Here is a 16,947-nt window from a genome sequence, read left to right on the forward strand (position 1 = left end):
CTCTTCAGCGGGGCGGGGGCGCGCTGCTGGCTGGCGGCTGCCAACCGCTCCAATTGAAGTCCAGCGCCCCATCGGATGGCGCAGCACCGGCGGCAAGCGGTGCCGGTGTGGGTGTCATCGTGGGCGCGGGCGGCAAATCGGTGATGTCCGGCAGCTCGAAGTCGAGCGCCGAGGCCACGCCATCGGCCGCAGCCGCCGGCGAGTCTGCCGGTGCGGCCGATGGAGCCTGCGGGGCCTGTGCCAACACCGGCAGCAGATCCAGCACCCCGTGCAGCACGATCAGATCATCGAACGCCGCCAGGGTGCGCACCTGCAGTGGCGCGGAAGGATCCCCCGGTTGGGAGGCGAGCGCCGACTCGAGCATCGCCCGCGCGGCATCCCCCGGCCAGCCACGCGTCAAGGCTCGCACCAGCCCCGGGTCGGCCTCCACGCCATCGGCCGACTCGGCAACCGCCAGCAGGCGCTGGTAATGCTGTTCGTACATGGCCTGGGGCGAGCGTGTGTCCAGACCGTGCTTGCGGGCCAGGGCCCACCAGCGCAAATACGGCGCTTCGCTGGCGCGGGGGTGCGCCAGCACGAAGGCCCGCAAGGCGGCCACTGCATCCGCAGCCTGCCCGAGCGACTCGAAGAAATCGACCCGCTCCCACAGCTCGTGCAGCGCAGCGACGTCGAGCAGCGCAATCGGCACCTCCTGGAACACCGATGCCCCGGCCTCGCTGACCTCCAGACCGGCCATGTGATCGCCCAGCCTCGGAGCGCTCGACCCGGTCGTGGCCGCCGTGACATCGCCCGCTGTGGCCGACTGGATCGGTGCCATCGCCTCGGCGGCGGGCGTCGGCACCGGCGCCGGGGGAGCATCCGCCCCCGCACCGCGCTGTGCGGGCGCCGCCCACCACGGGGCGGAGGGGACCGGGGCCACCGGTGCGGGACGCCGCCGCAGCAGCCACAGCAGGGCGCCCAACAGCACCACGATCACCCCGGCGAGGGCATACAGAATGCCGTCACCGCGGGTGTTGCGGGCGGCCGTCAATTCGCGGTTCAGGCTCTCGACGGCAAGCAGCAGGCGCTGTTGCTCGGCGCGCAGCGAGGCCAGCTCCTGCTGCACGGCCGGGTTCGGCTCCGCGGCGGGTGCCGTGGCATCGGCAGGGGCGGCTGCCGGTACACCGGCCGGGTCGCCACCCGCCTTGGTGCCGGGCGCCTGTGCGATATCCACCGGCTCCAGCTCCAGCCGGGGCCCGGCAGGGGATGCGGGCACCGGGGGGGCGGGGCGGGCTTGTCCCCTCGCCTCGCGCACCGCAGGCGCCGCCGCAGCCACCGGCTTGGCCTTGGAGGCCAGACGCGCGACGCCCGCCGGGCGCGGGGCCGTGGTCAGCGGCCGGATTGGGGTCTCCGGTGCCGATTGTCGTGCGACGGGGGCAACGGGGTTGGCCGGTGAGACCACCGCCGCGCTGGGCCGATCCGCCGGCGCCGGGGCGGCCGACGGCGCCCGAACGGGCGCCGCTACCGCAGACGGGGGCGCGGGGCGAACCGGCTCCACATCTGCCAACAGCATGTAAGCGCGGGTCAAGCGCATGGGGCAGCCGACGCGCAGTTCGAGGGTGACGAACGGCTCGTTGACCGGCAGGCGTGTGCGCACCCGCAACACGCCCGTCGCCTGCGCCGCATCGCGCTCGACAGTGACGCTGACATCCGACGGGCTCAGGCGCATTTCGCCATAGCGGACATCCGCCTGCACGCACTGAGCGCCCGAGTCGTCCCCCGTGGCCCCTGGGCTTTGCACCACAATATCGAGCGGCCGCCCGATAATGACGGCGCCTTGTACCGCCCCCAGCGATTGGGCGTGACCCTGCACGGCCGCCACGAGCAGCAAGCTGGTCAACGCGGATTTGGGGTGCATGCGGGGATTTCTGTGGACTGACCGATACGCGCTTCGAAACGCACTCTCACTCTGGTTGGCCGATTCTGTCACATCCGTTCCAAACGAGACCGCATTGAGCATGTCCCAAGCCTCCAACCGTTTGACTTTTTGCAACATTGGCCTCGTGGGCACCGGCGCCATGGGTCGCGGCATCGCCCAAATCGCCGCCCAGGCCGGCAGCACCGTGCACCTGGTGGATGCGCAACCCGCTGCCGTCGAGGCCGCCCGCACCGCCCTGCGCGACACCTGGGACAAGCTGGTGGCCAAGGGCCGCATGACCGCCGATGAGGCCGCGGCGTGCCTGCAACGGCTGGTGCCGGCGGCGGGGGTGGAGGCGCTGGCGGACTGCGACCTCGTCATCGAAGCCATCGTCGAGCGGCTGGACGTCAAGCAAGCGCTGTTTGCCCAACTGGAGGACATCGTTGGACCGGATGCGGTTCTGGCCACCAACACCTCGTCGCTGTCGGTCACCGCCATCGGCAGCCGGCTGCGCGCCCCGCAGCGGCTGGCGGGCTTTCACTTCTTCAACCCGGTGCCGCTGATGAAGGTGGTGGAGGTCATCCGCGGCCTCAAGACCGACCCGGCGGTGGGCGAACGGCTGGCCGCCTTCGCGCGCGAGATGGGCCACACCCCGGTGCTGGCGCAGGACACGCCGGGCTTCATCGTCAACCACGCCGGGCGCGGCTACATCACGGAGGCGCTGCGCATCGCCGGCGAGTGCGTGGCCGACTTCGCCACCATCGACCGCATCCTCAAGGACCAAATGGGGTTTCGCCTGGGGCCGTTCGAGCTGCTGGACCTGACGGCGCTGGACGTCTCGCAGCCGGTGATGGAGTCGATCTACCACCAGTATTACGAGGAGCCACGCTTTCGCCCCAGCGTGATCGCGGCGCAGCGGCTGGCCGGCGGGGTGGTCGGGCGCAAGGTGGGCGAAGGCTTCTACCGCTATGTCGATGGACAGGCGCAGGTGCCGGCCGAGCCCTCTGCGCCGGTGCTGGACACGCTGCCGCCGGTGTGGTTGCCCGGGCGCGCCGCGCGCCGCGCGGAACTGCTGCAGTTGCTGAAGGACCTGGGGGCAACGATCGAGACCGCCGCCCAACCGTCGCCGCACGCACTGATCGTGGTGGCTCCCCTCGGCCACGACGTCACGACGGTGGCGGCGGTGGAGCGGCTCGACCCCGGCCGCACCGTCGGCATCGACATGCTGCTGCCGGATGGTGCCGTCAAGCGCCGAGTGCTGGCCACCAACCCCGCCACGCGCCACGACATGCGCGCCGCGGCGCACGCCCTGTTCGCACGCGACGGCAAGCCGGTCAGCGTCATCCGCGACAGCGGCGGCTTCGTCACGCAGCGCGTGGTGGCCACCATCGTCAACATCGCCGCCGACATCTGCCAGCAAGGCATCTGCACGCCCGGCGACCTCGAGACCGCCGTCACGCTGGGGCTGGGCTACCCGGCCGGGCCGCTGGCCATGGGCGACCGCGTCGGTGCCGCCAGCGTGCTGGAGATCCTGTTCAACCTGCAGACCGTCTATGGCGATCCGCGCTACCGCCCCTCGCCGTGGCTGCGCCGCCGCGGTGCGCTGGGCCTGAGCCTGCTGCACCCGGAGGAGTGATGCGATGACCGCCACGCTCAAAAGCCACAGCCACGGCGGCACGCTGGTGCTGACGATCCACAACCCCGAACAGCGCAACGCACTGGCGCCGGAGATCTACGTCGCCGGCATCGAGGCGCTGATCGCCGCCGAACGCAACGCCGAGGTGCGCAGCGTCATCCTCACCGGCGACGGCGGCACCTTCTGCGCCGGCGGCAACCTGCAGCGGCTGCTGGCCAACCGGCAGCAGCCGCCGGAGGTGCAGGCCGACAGCATCGAGGCGCTGCACAGCTGGATCGAGGCGATCCGCAGCTTTCCGAAGCCCGTCATCGCCGCGGTGGAGGGCGCCTGCGCCGGGGCAGGGTTTTCGCTCGCGCTGGCGTGCGACCTGCTGGTGGCCGCGCGCGACGCGGTGTTCGTGATGGCCTACGTCAACGTGGCGCTGTCGCCCGACGGCGGCGCCACCTGGAGCCTGCTGCGCCAGCTGCCGCGCGCCACCGCGCTGCAGCTGCTGATGCTGGGCGAGCGCGTCGGCGCCGAGCGGCTGCACCAACTCGGCCTCGTCACGGCGGTCAGCGCCCCGGGTGCGGCGCTCGCCGACGCGCTGGCGCTGGCGGAGCGGCTCAACGCCAAGGCCCCCAACGCGCTGGCCAGCATCAAGGCGCTGGCCAATGATGCGCTGACGCAATCGCTGCCGGCGCAACTGCGCGACGAGCGCGACCATTTCGTGCGCAATCTGCACCACCCCAATGCGGGCGAAGGCATCCGTGCCTTCCTGGACAAACGCGCCGCCCAATACCGCTGAGTGAACCGGCTGCGCCGCCGGCAGGGCCCTTGCGCCACGCCGGCCGGCGCGGGTCACCGAGGAGACAAACCCATGATGCCCCAGTCGCTCATACGACAGCCTTTCGACGAGCCCATTCTGACAATGGAAGAACGGGAAGCGATCAACCAAGGTCGCTGGTTTTCCAGTCTTTCACCGTCGCTGCGGCACGACATCCTCCGATGCGCCTTCGTCAAACGCTACCAGGACGGCGATCTGATCGCCGCACGCGGCGATCCGCCGGCGCTGTGGACCGCCGTGGCCAAGGGTGCCGTGCGTGTGAGCTCCACCTCCATCACGGGCAAGCAGATCACACTGACCTACGTGGAGCCGGGCGTGTGGTTTGGCGACATCGCGATGTTCGACGGCGACGCGCGCACCCACGATGCCTACGCCCACGGACCGACGACCTTGTTGTGCGTGGCGCGCAGCGATCTGCAAAAAATCCTGGACCAGCATGTGGAGCTGTACGAGGCGCTGCTGCGCTTGCAGGCGCGGCGCCTTCGCACGCTGTTCGGTCTGGTGGAGGATCTGAACACCCTGCCCCTGCGCTCGCGGCTGGCCAAGCAGCTGCTGCATTTGTGCCGCTCCTACGGCGTGCCTTGCCTGTCGAATGGGCAAGAAACGCGCATCGGCCTGCAACTGGCCCAGGAAGAGTTGGCCCAGTTGCTCGGTGCGTCGCGCCAGCGCGTCAACCAGGAGCTCAAGGCCATGGAGCGCGACGGTGCCATCCGCATCGAACCGGGTGGCTTGGTGATCCGCGACCGTGGCCAGCTCATGCGCATCGTCGAATCCGAACCCTGACCCCCGGCCGGACGGCGGGTGGGTCGGCTTGTCCCCCTGCCAGCCATGCCCGAAACCCCCTCGCCTGCTGACACCGTCGCCCGCCACGCTCTCGACGTCGCCGCGCTGGAGCGCTGGCTGACCGCGCACTTGCCGGGCTTTGCCGGGCCACTGTCCATCGAAAAGTTTCCCGGCGGCCAGTCCAACCCGACCTATCGCCTCGTCACCCCGGAGCGGGTGTATGTCATGCGCGCCAAGCCCGGACCGGTGGCCAAGCTGCTGCCGTCGGCACACGCCATCGAGCGCGAGTTTCGCGTCATGCAAGCCCTCGCCGCCACCGACGTGCCCGTGGCGCGCATGCATGTGCTGTGCGAGGACGAGTCCGTCATCGGCCGCGCGTTCTACGTCATGGAGCACGTCGAGGGCCGCGTGCTGTGGGACCAGTCGCTGCCGGGGATGGACCCCGATCAGCGCCGCGCGCACTACCTGGAAATGAACCGCGTGCTCGCCGCCCTGCACCGGGTGGATGTGCGGGCCGTGGGACTGGCCGATTACGGCAAGCCCGGCAATTACTTCGAGCGCCAGATCGCGCGCTGGAGCAAGCAATACGTCGCCTCCATCACCGACCCCATCCCCGAAATGGATGCGCTCATGGCCTGGTTGCCCGCCCACCTGCCCGACATGGCGCGCGACGAACGGCTGGTCAGTGTGGTGCATGGCGACTACCGGTTGGACAACCTGATGTTCCACCCCACGGCGCCGCGCATCGTGGCGGTGCTGGACTGGGAGCTGTCCACACTGGGGCATCCGCTGGCGGACTTCAGCTACCACTGCATGTCCTGGCACATCGAACCCGGTGCCTTCCGCGGTATCGCCGGGCTGGACTGGGCGGCCTTGGGCATCCCGTCCGAGGACGAGTACATCGAGCGCTACTGCCAACAGACCGGTTTTGCCACCCCGCAGGCCTTGCGCCGCGACTGGCCGTTCTACCTGGCCTACAACGCCTTCCGCTTGGCGGCCATCCTGCAAGGCATCGCCAAACGGGTGGAGCTGGGCATCGCCTCCAGTGCCCAGGCCCGCCAGAGCGCGGCCGGCGCCCGCCCCCTCGCCCAGTTGGCCTGGCGTTTTGCGCAACAGGCGCGCTGACCCCCACCCCTGACCCGACCCCGGAGACCCCGATGGACTTTGCCTACAGCCCCCGCGTCCAAGCCCTGCGTGAACGCCTGATGGCCTTCATGGACGAACACATTTACCCCAACGAGGACCGGTACGAGGCGGAGGTCGAAGCCAACCGCGCCACCGGCAACGCCTGGATCCCCACGCGCCTGATCGAAGACCTCAAGCCCAAGGCGCGCGCCGCGGGCCTGTGGAACCTGTTCCTGCCCAACTCCCCGCGTGCCCCGGAAGGTCTGAGCAACCTCGAATACGCGCCGCTGTGCGAGATCATGGGCCGCGTGCCGTGGGCCGCGGAGGTGTTCAACTGCTCCGCCCCCGACACCGGCAACATGGAGACGCTGGAGCGCTACGCCAGCGAGGCCCTCAAGGAGCGGTGGCTGGAGCCGCTGCTGCGCGGCGAAATCCGCTCGGCGTTCCTGATGACCGAGCCGGAGGTGGCCTCGTCGGACGCCACCAACATCCAGTGCCGCATCGAGCGCGACGGCGACCACTACGTCATCAACGGGCGCAAGTGGTGGTCGTCCGGCGCAGGCGATCCGCGCTGCGCGGTCTACATCGTGATGGGCAAGACCAACCCCGAGGCGCCGCGCCATACCCAGCAGTCGATGATCGTGGTGCCGGCCGACACACCCGGCATCCGCGTCGTGCGCGCGCTGTCGGTGTTCGGCTACGACGATGCACCGCATGGCCACATGGAGATCGAGCTGAAGGACGTGCGCGTGCCGGCCGACCACATCCTGCTCGGCGAGGGGCGCGGCTTCGAGATCGCGCAGGGGCGGCTCGGCCCCGGGCGCATCCACCACTGCATGCGCTCGATCGGTGCGGCCGAACGCGCGCTGGAGCTGATGTGCCGCCGGCTGAACGAGCGCGTCGCCTTTGGCAAGGCGATCGCCGCGCAGACCGTCTGGCAGGAACGCATCGCGGAGGCGCGCTGCATGATCGAGCAGGCGCGCCTGCTGGTGCTCAAGGCCGCCTACATGATGGACACGGTCGGCAACAAGGCCGCGCGCGCCGAGATCGCGATGATCAAGGTCGTCGCCCCCAACGTCGCCTGCCAGGTGATCGACTGGGCCATCCAGGCCTACGGCGGCGCCGGCGTCTCGCAGGTCACGCCGCTGGCGCGCAGCTACGCCAACCAGCGCACGCTGCGCCTGGCCGACGGCCCGGACGAGGTGCACCGCAACGCGATCGCCAAGCTGGAGCTGGCCAAGCACCTGGTGCGCGCGCCGGAGGTGGAGATGCCGATCACGCGCGGCTGCTGAGCCGGCTGGCGCGGGCGGCGGCGCGGTTACAGGCACCGCTTCGGGTGTTGCCCGGGCGCCGTCACAGGTTGCTCGAGGCGCGCACCTCGGCCAGCGTGGTCAGCCCCATCAGGACCTTCTCGATGCCGTCCTGGCGCAGCGTGCGCATGCCCTCGCGGATGGCCTGGGCCTGAATATCGCCGGGGCGCGCGCGGGACTGCACCAGACGCCGCACCTCGGGGCTGGCAATCAACAGCTCGTGCATCGGCAGGCGGCCGCGGTGACCGGTCTGCCCGCAATCCGGGCACCCCTGAGCCTGAGCCATCGTCAGCTGGCCATCGCGGCTGAAGCGCTCACGCCACTCCCGCTCCAGCGCGTCGGGGTCCTGCAACGGGTGGTCGTCCGGCAGTTGCGCGCGGTAGTCCTGCATCAACTCGCGCAGCCGCTCTGGGGTCACCGGCACGTGCCGCACGCAAGCCGAGCACAGCCGGCGCACCAGCCGCTGGGCCAGGATACCCTGCAAGGAGTCCGCAAACGAAAACGGATCCACCCCCAGATCATCCAGGCGCAAAATGGTCTCGGCCGCCGAGTTGGTGTGCAGCGTGGACATGACCAGATGCCCCGTCAGCGAGGCCTCGATCGCCATCTCGGCCGTCTCGGCATCGCGGATCTCGCCCACCATGATCACATCCGGGTCCGCACGCAACAGCGAGCGCAACGCGTTGGCGAACGTCCAACCGATTTTCGCGTTGACCTGGATCTGGCGCAGTCCGCGCTGCGTGATCTCGACCGGGTCCTCGGCGGTCCAGATCTTGCGCTTGGGCGTGTTGAGCCGCTGCAGCGCGGCATGCAGCGTCGTGGTTTTGCCCGAACCGGTGGGACCGACACACAGGAACAGCCCATACGGTCGCTCCAGAATGTGCTCGATGGCCGCGAGGTTGCGCGGGGACAGCGCCAGCCCCTCCAGCGGCATCGGCGCCGAGGAGTTGAGGATGCGCATCACCACATCCTCCAGCCCGTCGGCGGTCGGAATGGTCGCCACGCGCAACTCGATCGGCAGCCCCCCGAAACGGCGGAAATGGATCTTGCCGTCCTGGGGCTTGCGCCGCTCCGAGATATCCAGGTTGCACATCACCTTGATGCGGGCGATGAGCGCATTGCGGTAGTTGGCGGGCAGCTCCAGATAAGGGCGCAGCTCGCCATCGACCCGAAAACGGATGATCACCTTCTCCCGCCCGGGATACGGTTCGATGTGGATGTCGGAGGCGCGCTGGTGGAATGCCTCGACGATCATCGAATTGACCAGCTTGACCAGCGTGTTGTCCGACTGCTCGATCGGCCGCTCGTCAACGCCTTGCGACGAGGCCTCGCCGGCCAGCTCGACGGCCAGTTGCCAGGCCTCCACATTGGACGCGGAACCGGAAGACGGCGTGACGGATTCCACCGTCGCCGGCACGGCTTCATCCGCCATGCCGATGGCGCGATAGGCCTCCGCGATCTTGGCTTGCAGGTCGGCGGCCGAGCTCACCACCGGGATCACCTTGCGCTGCGCGGTGAACTCCAGCTCGTCGATCGCCTTGAACTGCAAGGGATCCGGCATCGCGACCACGACCGACGAGCCCAGGATGACGATCGGCAGCACCCGCAGCCGAGTGGCGAGCGCCATCGGCACCAGCCGCAGCGCCGCCGCGTCCAGCGGAAACTTGCGGACATCCACGAAGGGATAGCCCATCTTGCGCGCCAGCGCGATCTGCAGATCGGCGGGCTGGATCAGTCCCATCTCGACCAGCGTCTGTCCGAGCGGGGTTTTGGGCTGCACTTTCTGGCGCTCCAGCGCGCGCAGCAACTGATCGGGCGTGATCTTGCCCAGGCCCATCAGGGCCTCGCCAATGGGCACGGGTTTGAGCGTCGCCTGCCGCTCCAGCGCGGCCTTGAGCTGCTCGAGGTTCTCGACCATCGAGGACTCGATGTGTCGCAGCGATTCCGGCGACACCTCCTCGGTGGCGCTCAGCAGCGTCTCGCTGAAGCCGCTGTCGGCCAGCAGGCCGCCGTCTCGGCTCTGCATCTCGTAGCGGATGATGCCGCTCTTGGGCACGAACACCCGCTCCGGGTCGCCCTCGCGCGCCATTTTGGGAAACACCCACAGCCCGTACGGTGTACGCCGGCAGCCGTGGCACAGTCCCGAATACACCGACCCATCGCGCAACTGCACCACGAAGGAATGCAGAACCTCGTCCGCGTATCCCGATGGGGCCCCGAGCGACGGATGCGCGTCCCGCGGGTCCACGCGCAAGCGCTTGACCTGGTTGAAGCGCAGCGACAGCAAGCGGGGGGGCTCCTCGACCAGAATCTTGATCGTGCTGCCCTCCGGTTGAAAGTCCGCCAACGCGCCGCGCAGGACGCGCCCGTTCCACCCCTCGACGGCCACCGGCAGGCTCGGCTGACCCGCGACGTAGGTTTCGTCGGTATCGCGGTTGGGAATTGCAAATTGGGCGTTGGGGGCCATGGGGTCAGCTTGGTGTTTGTCGCCACCGTGTGATGACGAATGCTACATACCCAGAATCCATTGAATCACATTCTTGGCCAGAAACCCCAGCATCCCCAGCGACAACACCAGGAACAGCACGAAGGTGCCGAACTTGCCCGCCTTCGACTCGCGCGCGAGATTGAAGACGATGAAAAGCATGTACAAAATGAAGGCCCCCACCCCGAAGGTGAGCCCAAACTGCGCGATCTGCGCCTCGGTATAACCAAACAACGTCCCGTTCATCGCGCCCTTCACCCGCGCAGCGGCCGAATCAGCCCGGCCCGCTCGAAATCCCGATAGGCGTGCCAGCTGGAGTACGCCACGACCGGCACCGTCAGCATCAGCCCCACCATGGCCAGCGCCATGCCCAGCGCGACCAGCGCCACGATGCACACCGCCCACACCCCCATGACCACCGGATGGCTGCCAACGGCCCGCCAGCTCTCGCCCACCGCATGCCACAGCGGGGTGGGCGTGTCCACCAGCATCGGCAAGGTCATGACGCTGGAGGCAAACACCGGCGCGGCCAGCCAGGCCCCGAGCAGCAGCCACACCTCGAACAGCCCCACCCCTTGGGCCAGGACCACATGCAGCACGAAGTCGATGGGCCGCTGCACCGGTGCGGGCGCCCACAGCGTGATGAGGGCCGCCGATGTGAGCACCCAGCCCGTCCCCGCCAGCCCCAGCAACAACCCAAAGCCCATCAAGCGCCGATCGCCCGACGACCACAACCGCACGACCTCGGCGCAGCACACCTTCTCGCCGCGCTCCAGATAGCGGCTCACCGCATACAGGCCGGACGCCAGCACCGGCGCGATGATCAAAAACCCGGAAAACGCGCCCGCCAGCAACCAGAACTCATCGCGCAGCGCCAGCCACAGAATCAGCCCGAACAGCGCCATCATGCCGCCGTGCAGCACCCCCGGCAGGGGATTGGTCACATAGTCGCGCCATCCCAGCCGCAGCCAGCGCAGCGGTGCCGCCCAACCGATGGCGGCCGCGGGTTGCCGGTCGCCGGCGACGGCGGGCGGGGGCGATGGAGTCATCATGAGAACCTCTCCCGGAAATCACGCACGAATCGAACGGGCCGCCCCCATGACGGCATGGCGGCCCCGCCCCGAATTGGACCACAACCGTTGCTCGGCTCCACGTCCGCGCCCCCACTGGCCTCCGGAGCCGTCGTCGAGTCGCCCGGAGGTCAAGCGGCCAGCGGACCAGCGCTCTCGAGCAACTGGCGCGTGTAGGGCTCGCGTGGCGCGCGCAGCACCTGCAGCGCGGGCCCCGACTCGATCACGGCCCCCGCGCGCATGACCAGCACTTCGTGCGCCATCGCCCACACCACATCCACGTCGTGGGTGATCAACAGGTACGACAGGCCGCGCTCGCGCTGCAAGCGCAGCAGCAACTCGATCACCTGCCGCTGCACGGTGACATCCAGGGCACTGGTCGGCTCATCCAACACTAGCAGGCGCGGCTGCACGATGAGCGCGCGGGCGATGGCAATGCGCTGCCGCTGCCCGCCCGAAAACGCGTGGGGATAGCGCTGCAGCCACGCCGCGACCTCGGCAAGCGTCGCCGAGGCGGGCAGCAAGCCGACCTCCTGCAAGGCGGCCACGACGCGCTCGCGCCGCTCGGCCGCGGACAGCTTCGGCTCGTGCACCCGCAAGCCCTCCTCGACGATCTGTTCGACCGTCAGGCGCGGCGACAGCGACGAGAACGGGTCTTGGAACACGACCTGCACCTCGCGGCGCAGGGGGCGGTCCGACGCCCCACCCTGCCAAGCCCGCCCCATCACCGCCAGGCGCCCCTGCGCCGGAAGCAGGCCCAGCGCGGCCAGCGCCAGCGTCGACTTGCCCGATCCGGACTCCCCCACCACCCCCAGCGTGCGGCCGGGCAACAGCCGAGCCGACACGCCGCGCACCGCGGTGAATTGCCCGGCGCGAAACCACCCCCGCCACCCCGGGCGCGGCACACGGTACGTCACGCTCACGTCGTCCAGTTCCAGGCATGGGCGAGCGTCCGCGGCGGGCGCATCCGCTTGCAGCCAATCGGGCCGCACCGGGCGGCTGCCCAGCAAGCGCAGCGTGTACGGATGCGCCGGCGCGTCAAACACCCGGGCCACCGGACCTGCCTCGACCACCCGCCCCTGTTCCATCACGACCACACGGTCGGCAAAGCGGCGCACCAGGTTCAGATCGTGCGTGATCAGCAAAACCGCCAGCCCCAGGCGGCGCTGCAAATCCTCCAACAGCGCCAGAATTTGCAAACGGAGGCTGGCGTCCAGCGCCGTGGTCGGCTCGTCCGCAATCAACAGGCGCGGCTCGCCGGCCAGCGCCATGGCGATCATCGCGCGCTGACGCTGCCCTCCGCTGAGCTGGTGGGGATACTGGCGCGCCCGGCGTGGGGCGTCGTCGATGCCGACCTGGGCCAACCACTCCACCGCGCGCGCCCAGGCCTGGCGCGGCAGCAGCGCCCGCTTCAGGCGCAGCACCTCGGCGATCTGCTCGCCCACCGGATACAGCGGATCGAGCGCCGTCATCGGCTCCTGAAACACATAGGCCACCGCATCGCCACGCAAGGCACGCAGCGCGCGCTCCGGCAGCGTCAACAACGACTGCCCGTCGAAGCGCACCTCCCCCTCGACGCGGGCATCGGGCAACAGCCGCAGCAGGCTCAGCGCGGACACCGTCTTGCCCGAACCGGACTCCCCCACCAGGGCCACTTTCTCGCCCGCCCCCACATCGAAGTCGATGCCGTGCACCACGGGCCGTCCGCCCAATGCGATGCGCAGGCCGCGCACGGTCAGCAGCGGGGTCGCCTGTCCGTCCATCAGTCGGCCTTTCGGGGGTCGAGCGCATCACGCAGCGCGTCACCCATGAAGGTCAGCAGCGTCAGCGTCAACACCAGCACACCAAAGGTGGACAGCGAAATCCACCAGGCATCGATGTTGTTCTTGCCCTGGGCCAGCAGTTCGCCCAGCGACGGTGTGCCCGGCGGCACGCCCAGCCCCAAAAAGTCCAGCGACGTCAGAGCGAGGATCGCCGCGCTCATGCGAAAGGGCAGAAACGTCACCACCGGGGTCAAGCTGTTGGGCAGCACATGCCGCCAGATGATGGCCGCATGCGACAGCCCCAGCGCCCGCGCCGCGCGCACATAATCGAGCTGACGGTTGCGCAAAAACTCGGCGCGCACATAGTCGGCGAGCCCCATCCAGCCGAACAGGCTCAGCAGCACCAGCAACAGCGTGACGCTGGGGGCAAACACCGCGCTGAAAATGATGAGCAGATACAGCTCCGGCATCGACGACCAGATCTCGATGAGCCGCTGCATCGTCAGGTCGAGCCGGCCACCAAAATAGCCCTGCACCGCGCCAGCGAGCACCCCCAGCACCACGCCAATCGCGGTGAGCGCCAGCGCAAACAGCACGCTGATGCGAAAGCCATAAATGAGTTGCGCCAGCAGATCGCGCCCGCGGTCGTCGGTGCCCAGCAGGTTGGCGCGGCTCGGTGGTGCGGGGTGCGGCCCTGGCGCCCAATAGTTGAGTGCCTTGGGGCCATACGGATTGGGTGGGTACAGCGCCCAGTTGCCGCCTGTCGTCAGCCGCTCGCGCACATACGGGTCCAGGTAGTCGGTCGGCGCCTCGAAGTCGCCGCCAAACGTGGTCTCCGGGTAGTCGTGCAGCAATGGCAGGTACCACTGGCCCTCGTAACGCACCAGCAGCGGGCGATCGTTGGACAGCACTTCGGCCAACAGACTGGCGGCCACCAGCGCCACGAACAGCACCCAACTCCACCAGCCGAGCCGGTTGCGCGCGAAGCGCCGCCAAGCCCGCCGCGCCGGGCTTGGGGACGCGTAGGAAGCGTCAATCGAACTTGACACGGGGATCCACCCACACGTAACACAGGTCGCTGACCAGCTTGGTGATCAGCCCGATCAGCGTGAACAGAAACAGCGTGCCCATGACCACCGGATAGTCGCGACGGATCACGCTCTCATAGCTCAGCAGCCCCAGGCCATCGAGCGAGAACAGCGTCTCGATCAACAGGCTGCCGGTAAAAAAGGCACCGATGAAGGCGGCCGGGAAACCCGTCACGATCGGAATCATCGCGTTGCGCAGCACGTGCTTCCAGAGCACCTGTCGCTCGCTCAGACCCTTGGCGCGCGCCACCAGGACGTACTGCTTGCGGATTTCCTCCAGAAAGGCATTCTTGGTCAGCATCGCGGTCACGGCAAAACTGCCCAGCACCATTGACAGCACCGGCAGCGTGATGTGCCACAGGTAATCGACGATGCGCGCCGGCCACGACAGCTCGGCCCAGTGATCGCTGACCAACCCGCGCAGCGGAAACCACTGCAACTGCCCCCCGAAGATGACCAACAGGGCCACCCCCAGCACGAAGCCCGGAATCGCATACGCCACCAGGATGATCAGGGAGGTGACGACGTCGAAGCGCGAGCCGGCGCGCACGGCTTTGGCCACCCCCAGGGGGACCGCCACCGCGTAGCTGATGACGAAGGTCCACAGGCCCAGGCTCATGGACACGGGCAGCTTCTCCCAAATCAGTTGCGCCACGGGCTTGTTCTGGAAAAAGCTCTGCCCCAAGTCGAACCGCGCGAACTGCTGCAACATCTGCCAGAAGCGCTCGTGCGGCGGCTTGTCAAAGCCGTAGAGCGCCTTGATCTGCTCCAGCCGCTGGGGGTCCACCCCCTGTGCGCCCCGGTAGGCGGAGCCCCCACCCTCGGCCCCCGCCCCCAGCCCGGCCCGCGCCTCGGCCAGATACTGGTCCACCGGCCCACCGGGCACGAACTGAATCACCACGAAGGTCAGCAGCAACACCCCGAACAGCGTCGGGATCATCAGCAGCAAGCGCTTGAGGATGTAGGCCCACATGGGTGCGGCTCCCGTCAGCGCGCGGCCGGGGCGGCCGATGCCGCCCACCAGGTTTCGATCGCCCAGCCCTCGCCGCCGGCGTACGGGGGCATGTCGGCGGGCCGCGCCAGGCGCCACGCGTTGTAGGCCATGCGGTGCGTCGGCGCGGACCATTGAGGAATCAGCACCTGGCTGTGCGCCACCACACGCTCCAGTGCCCGGCACGCCGCCAAGAATGCGGGCTCGGTGTCCGCCTGCACCATGCGCGCGATCAGGTCATCCACCGCGGGGCTGGCCAGTCCGCTGAAATTGCCGGAGTCCTCGGTGCGGGCGGCCGCGCTGCCAAACAGATCCGCATACTCCGCACCCGGGCTGTGCGTGCCCTGGAACGCCAGAGAAATCACATCGAAGTCGAAGGTGCGCAGCCGCTGCTGGTACAGCGCAAAGTCCACCGGCCGAAAGCGCAGCTCCACGCCCAGCCGCGCCAGGTTGCGCGCCCACGGCGTGACGACGCGTGCGCCGGCTTCGTTGCTGTCCAGGTACTCCAGCACCAGCGGCTGCCCTCGGGCGTTGCGCAGCGCCCCGTCGCGGTAGGTCCAACCCGCCTGCGCCAGCAGCGCCTGCGCCTGACGCAGGTTGGCGCGCAACCGCTCGGGCGTGCCAGCCACCGGCGGTTCATACATCGGCCCGAAGACTTCCGGCGGCAGTTGCGCGCGCCACGGCTCCAGCAGCCGGCGCTGCGCCGCGTCCGGCTCGCCCTGCGCGGCGCAGGCCGTGTTGCCGAACAGCCCGCGCACGCGCTCGTAGCTGCCGTAGAACAGCCGCTCGTTCATCCACTCGAAATCCAGCGCCAGCGCCAGCGCCTGGCGCACGCGCCGGTCGTCGAGCGGCGGCCGGCGCGTGTTGAGCACGTAGCTCTGAAACCCCGTCGGCAGCCGGTGGCGGAACTCGGCCTTGACCAGCTCGCCGCTGTCGAAGCGCCGGCCCTTGACGCGCCGTGCCCAGTCGCCGGCGGAAAAGAAGCGCATCAGGTCGAACTCGCCGGCCTTGAGCGCCTCCAGCCGCGCGGTGTTGTCCTTGTAGATCTTGACGGTGATGCGGTCGAAGTTGAACGTGCCGCGCCGCACCGGCAGGTCGCGCGCCCAGTAGCCGGGATCGCGCACGTAGGTGATGTCCTTGCCGAACTTGACCGGCCCGATGCGGTACGGCCCGCTGCCGATCGGCACGTCCATCACCACCTCGTTGAACGGCTTGCGCCGGCCCGTGGCCGGATCCACCCCCCAGTCGCGGCTGAAGATCGGGATGCCGCCCACCGTCAGCGGCAGCTCGCGGTTCGGACGCTTGAAGCGAAAGCGCACCGTGCGCGCGTCCAGCACGTCCACGCCATCCAGATCCGCCAAGATGGTCTTGTACACCGGCGAGGTATGCGGCCCGAGCAGCGTCTCGAAGGTGTGGCGCACGTCCTCGGCCTGCACCGGCTTGCCGTCGTGAAAACGCGCCTCGCGGCGCAGGCGGAAGGTGACGCTCAGGCGATCCGGCGCCACCTGCACATCCTCCGCCAACAGCCCGTAGGCGGCGCCGACCTCGTCGGCCGCGCCGGCCAACAAACTGTCGAACAGCAGGTATGCCAGATAGGCCGGCGCACTGCCGCGCAGCGTGAACGGGTTGTACTTGTCAAAGGTGGACGTGCGCAGGTTGCTGACCAGCCGCAGCTCGCCCCCCTTGGGCGCGTCCGGGTTGACGTAGTCGAAATGCGCGAAGCCCGGTGGGTATTTCAAGTGCCCCCACAGCGCATAGCCGTGCGCGGCCCAGGCCGGCGCGGCCGACACCAGCACCACCAGCAGCCCCCCCACCGCACGGCGCACAGCGGCGGCCGTCCACAGGCCCCAGCGCCACAGGTCGCCCGACGCGCTCCCAGCCCCCATCCCGCCATGACCGCAGCGGGCGGCGCGAGGCAGGCGCGAAAGGCTTGGCGAATGGGGCCAGTCATGCATGCGACAATTCTGCAGGATTTT

At 69.1% G+C, this 16,947-nt stretch carries 13 protein-coding genes; 5 read left to right on the plus strand and 8 right to left on the minus strand.

What is annotated here, in order from left to right:
• Window positions 1-4 precede the first annotated feature (4 nt).
• Window positions 5-1,897 (minus strand): FimV family protein, encoded by a 1,893-nt coding sequence (locus ACK4TH_RS00175; RefSeq protein ID WP_409620932.1) that lies wholly within the window; start codon window positions 1,895-1,897, stop codon window positions 5-7.
• Window positions 1,898-1,997: 100 nt separating this feature from the next.
• Between ACK4TH_RS00175 and ACK4TH_RS00180 the strand changes: the two genes are divergently transcribed.
• The 5 genes from ACK4TH_RS00180 to ACK4TH_RS00200 all read left to right on the plus strand — a co-directional run bounded on the left by ACK4TH_RS00180 (window position 1,998) and on the right by ACK4TH_RS00200 (window position 7,556).
• Entirely contained in the window at window positions 1,998-3,533 is a 1,536-nt protein-coding gene (locus ACK4TH_RS00180; RefSeq protein ID WP_409620935.1) for a 3-hydroxyacyl-CoA dehydrogenase, read from the plus strand.
• A 4-nt stretch (window positions 3,534-3,537) separates the two neighbouring features.
• Window positions 3,538-4,317 carry an oxepin-CoA hydrolase, alternative type gene (locus ACK4TH_RS00185; protein WP_409620938.1) on the plus strand — a complete coding sequence of 260 codons (780 nt, stop codon included), beginning with the start codon at window positions 3,538-3,540 and terminating at the stop codon, window positions 4,315-4,317.
• Window positions 4,318-4,392: 75 nt separating this feature from the next.
• Window positions 4,393-5,139: a Crp/Fnr family transcriptional regulator gene (locus ACK4TH_RS00190; RefSeq protein WP_409621631.1), complete on the plus strand. Its 747-nt coding sequence runs from the start codon at window positions 4,393-4,395 to the stop codon at window positions 5,137-5,139.
• A 45-nt stretch (window positions 5,140-5,184) separates the two neighbouring features.
• A complete protein-coding gene (locus ACK4TH_RS00195) occupies window positions 5,185-6,264 on the plus strand; it encodes a phosphotransferase (protein ID WP_409620941.1) in 1,080 nt (359 codons plus the stop codon).
• A gap of 32 nt (window positions 6,265-6,296) precedes the next feature.
• Complete coding sequence (locus ACK4TH_RS00200; protein ID WP_409620944.1) at window positions 6,297-7,556, plus strand: acyl-CoA dehydrogenase family protein; 1,260 nt, start codon at window positions 6,297-6,299, stop codon at window positions 7,554-7,556.
• A 61-nt stretch (window positions 7,557-7,617) separates the two neighbouring features.
• Here the strand turns inward: ACK4TH_RS00200 and ACK4TH_RS00205 are convergent, their stop codons facing one another.
• From ACK4TH_RS00205 to ACK4TH_RS00235, 7 genes are all read right to left on the minus strand, one after another.
• Window positions 7,618-10,041 (minus strand): GspE/PulE family protein, encoded by a 2,424-nt coding sequence (locus ACK4TH_RS00205; RefSeq protein WP_409620947.1) that lies wholly within the window; start codon window positions 10,039-10,041, stop codon window positions 7,618-7,620.
• 42 nt (window positions 10,042-10,083) lie between these two features.
• Window positions 10,084-10,305, minus strand: a complete 222-nt coding sequence (locus ACK4TH_RS00210; RefSeq protein ID WP_409620949.1) for a DUF2788 domain-containing protein — start codon at window positions 10,303-10,305, stop codon at window positions 10,084-10,086.
• Window positions 10,306-10,313: 8 nt separating this feature from the next.
• Window positions 10,314-11,111: a DUF2189 domain-containing protein gene (locus ACK4TH_RS00215; RefSeq protein ID WP_409620952.1), complete on the minus strand. Its 798-nt coding sequence runs from the start codon at window positions 11,109-11,111 to the stop codon at window positions 10,314-10,316.
• A 149-nt stretch (window positions 11,112-11,260) separates the two neighbouring features.
• On the minus strand, window positions 11,261-12,892 hold the full coding sequence (locus tag ACK4TH_RS00220) for an ABC transporter ATP-binding protein (protein WP_409620955.1): 1,632 nt from the start codon (window positions 12,890-12,892) through the stop codon (window positions 11,261-11,263).
• On the minus strand, window positions 12,892-13,941 hold the full coding sequence (locus ACK4TH_RS00225; RefSeq protein ID WP_409620958.1) for an ABC transporter permease: 1,050 nt from the start codon (window positions 13,939-13,941) through the stop codon (window positions 12,892-12,894). Before ACK4TH_RS00225 ends, ACK4TH_RS00220 begins: the two co-directional genes overlap by 1 nt.
• On the minus strand, window positions 13,925-14,953 hold the full coding sequence (locus tag ACK4TH_RS00230) for a microcin C ABC transporter permease YejB (RefSeq protein WP_409620961.1): 1,029 nt from the start codon (window positions 14,951-14,953) through the stop codon (window positions 13,925-13,927). The genes ACK4TH_RS00225 and ACK4TH_RS00230 overlap by 17 nt, the downstream gene beginning before the upstream one ends.
• A gap of 14 nt (window positions 14,954-14,967) precedes the next feature.
• The gene (locus tag ACK4TH_RS00235) at window positions 14,968-16,926 is read right to left on the minus strand and encodes an extracellular solute-binding protein (protein ID WP_409620964.1); all 1,959 of its coding nucleotides are present in this window, start codon (window positions 16,924-16,926) and stop codon (window positions 14,968-14,970) included.
• Window positions 16,927-16,947: the final 21 nt, after the last annotated feature.

Source organism: Tepidimonas sp., from assembly GCF_046292505.1.
Taxonomy (GTDB): domain Bacteria; phylum Pseudomonadota; class Gammaproteobacteria; order Burkholderiales; family Burkholderiaceae_C; genus Tepidimonas.

What these genes read in the sequence shown, in the direction of transcription:
- ACK4TH_RS00230 (WP_409620961.1), bottom strand. Translation starts at nt 14,953, where the DNA reads ATGTGGGCCTACATCCTCAAGCGCTTGCTGCTGATGATCCCGACGCTG.
- ACK4TH_RS00220 (WP_409620955.1), bottom strand. Translation starts at nt 12,892, where the DNA reads ATGGACGGACAGGCGACCCCGCTGCTGACCGTGCGCGGCCTGCGCATC.
- ACK4TH_RS00195 (WP_409620941.1), top strand. Translation starts at nt 5,185, where the DNA reads ATGCCCGAAACCCCCTCGCCTGCTGACACCGTCGCCCGCCACGCTCTC.
- ACK4TH_RS00235 (WP_409620964.1), bottom strand. Translation starts at nt 16,926, where the DNA reads ATGCATGACTGGCCCCATTCGCCAAGCCTTTCGCGCCTGCCTCGCGCC.
- ACK4TH_RS00185 (WP_409620938.1), top strand. Translation starts at nt 3,538, where the DNA reads ATGACCGCCACGCTCAAAAGCCACAGCCACGGCGGCACGCTGGTGCTG.
- ACK4TH_RS00205 (WP_409620947.1), bottom strand. Translation starts at nt 10,041, where the DNA reads ATGGCCCCCAACGCCCAATTTGCAATTCCCAACCGCGATACCGACGAA.
- ACK4TH_RS00175 (WP_409620932.1), bottom strand. Translation starts at nt 1,897, where the DNA reads ATGCACCCCAAATCCGCGTTGACCAGCTTGCTGCTCGTGGCGGCCGTG.
- ACK4TH_RS00180 (WP_409620935.1), top strand. Translation starts at nt 1,998, where the DNA reads ATGTCCCAAGCCTCCAACCGTTTGACTTTTTGCAACATTGGCCTCGTG.
- ACK4TH_RS00210 (WP_409620949.1), bottom strand. Translation starts at nt 10,305, where the DNA reads ATGAACGGGACGTTGTTTGGTTATACCGAGGCGCAGATCGCGCAGTTT.
- ACK4TH_RS00200 (WP_409620944.1), top strand. Translation starts at nt 6,297, where the DNA reads ATGGACTTTGCCTACAGCCCCCGCGTCCAAGCCCTGCGTGAACGCCTG.
- ACK4TH_RS00190 (WP_409621631.1), top strand. Translation starts at nt 4,393, where the DNA reads ATGCCCCAGTCGCTCATACGACAGCCTTTCGACGAGCCCATTCTGACA.
- ACK4TH_RS00215 (WP_409620952.1), bottom strand. Translation starts at nt 11,111, where the DNA reads ATGATGACTCCATCGCCCCCGCCCGCCGTCGCCGGCGACCGGCAACCC.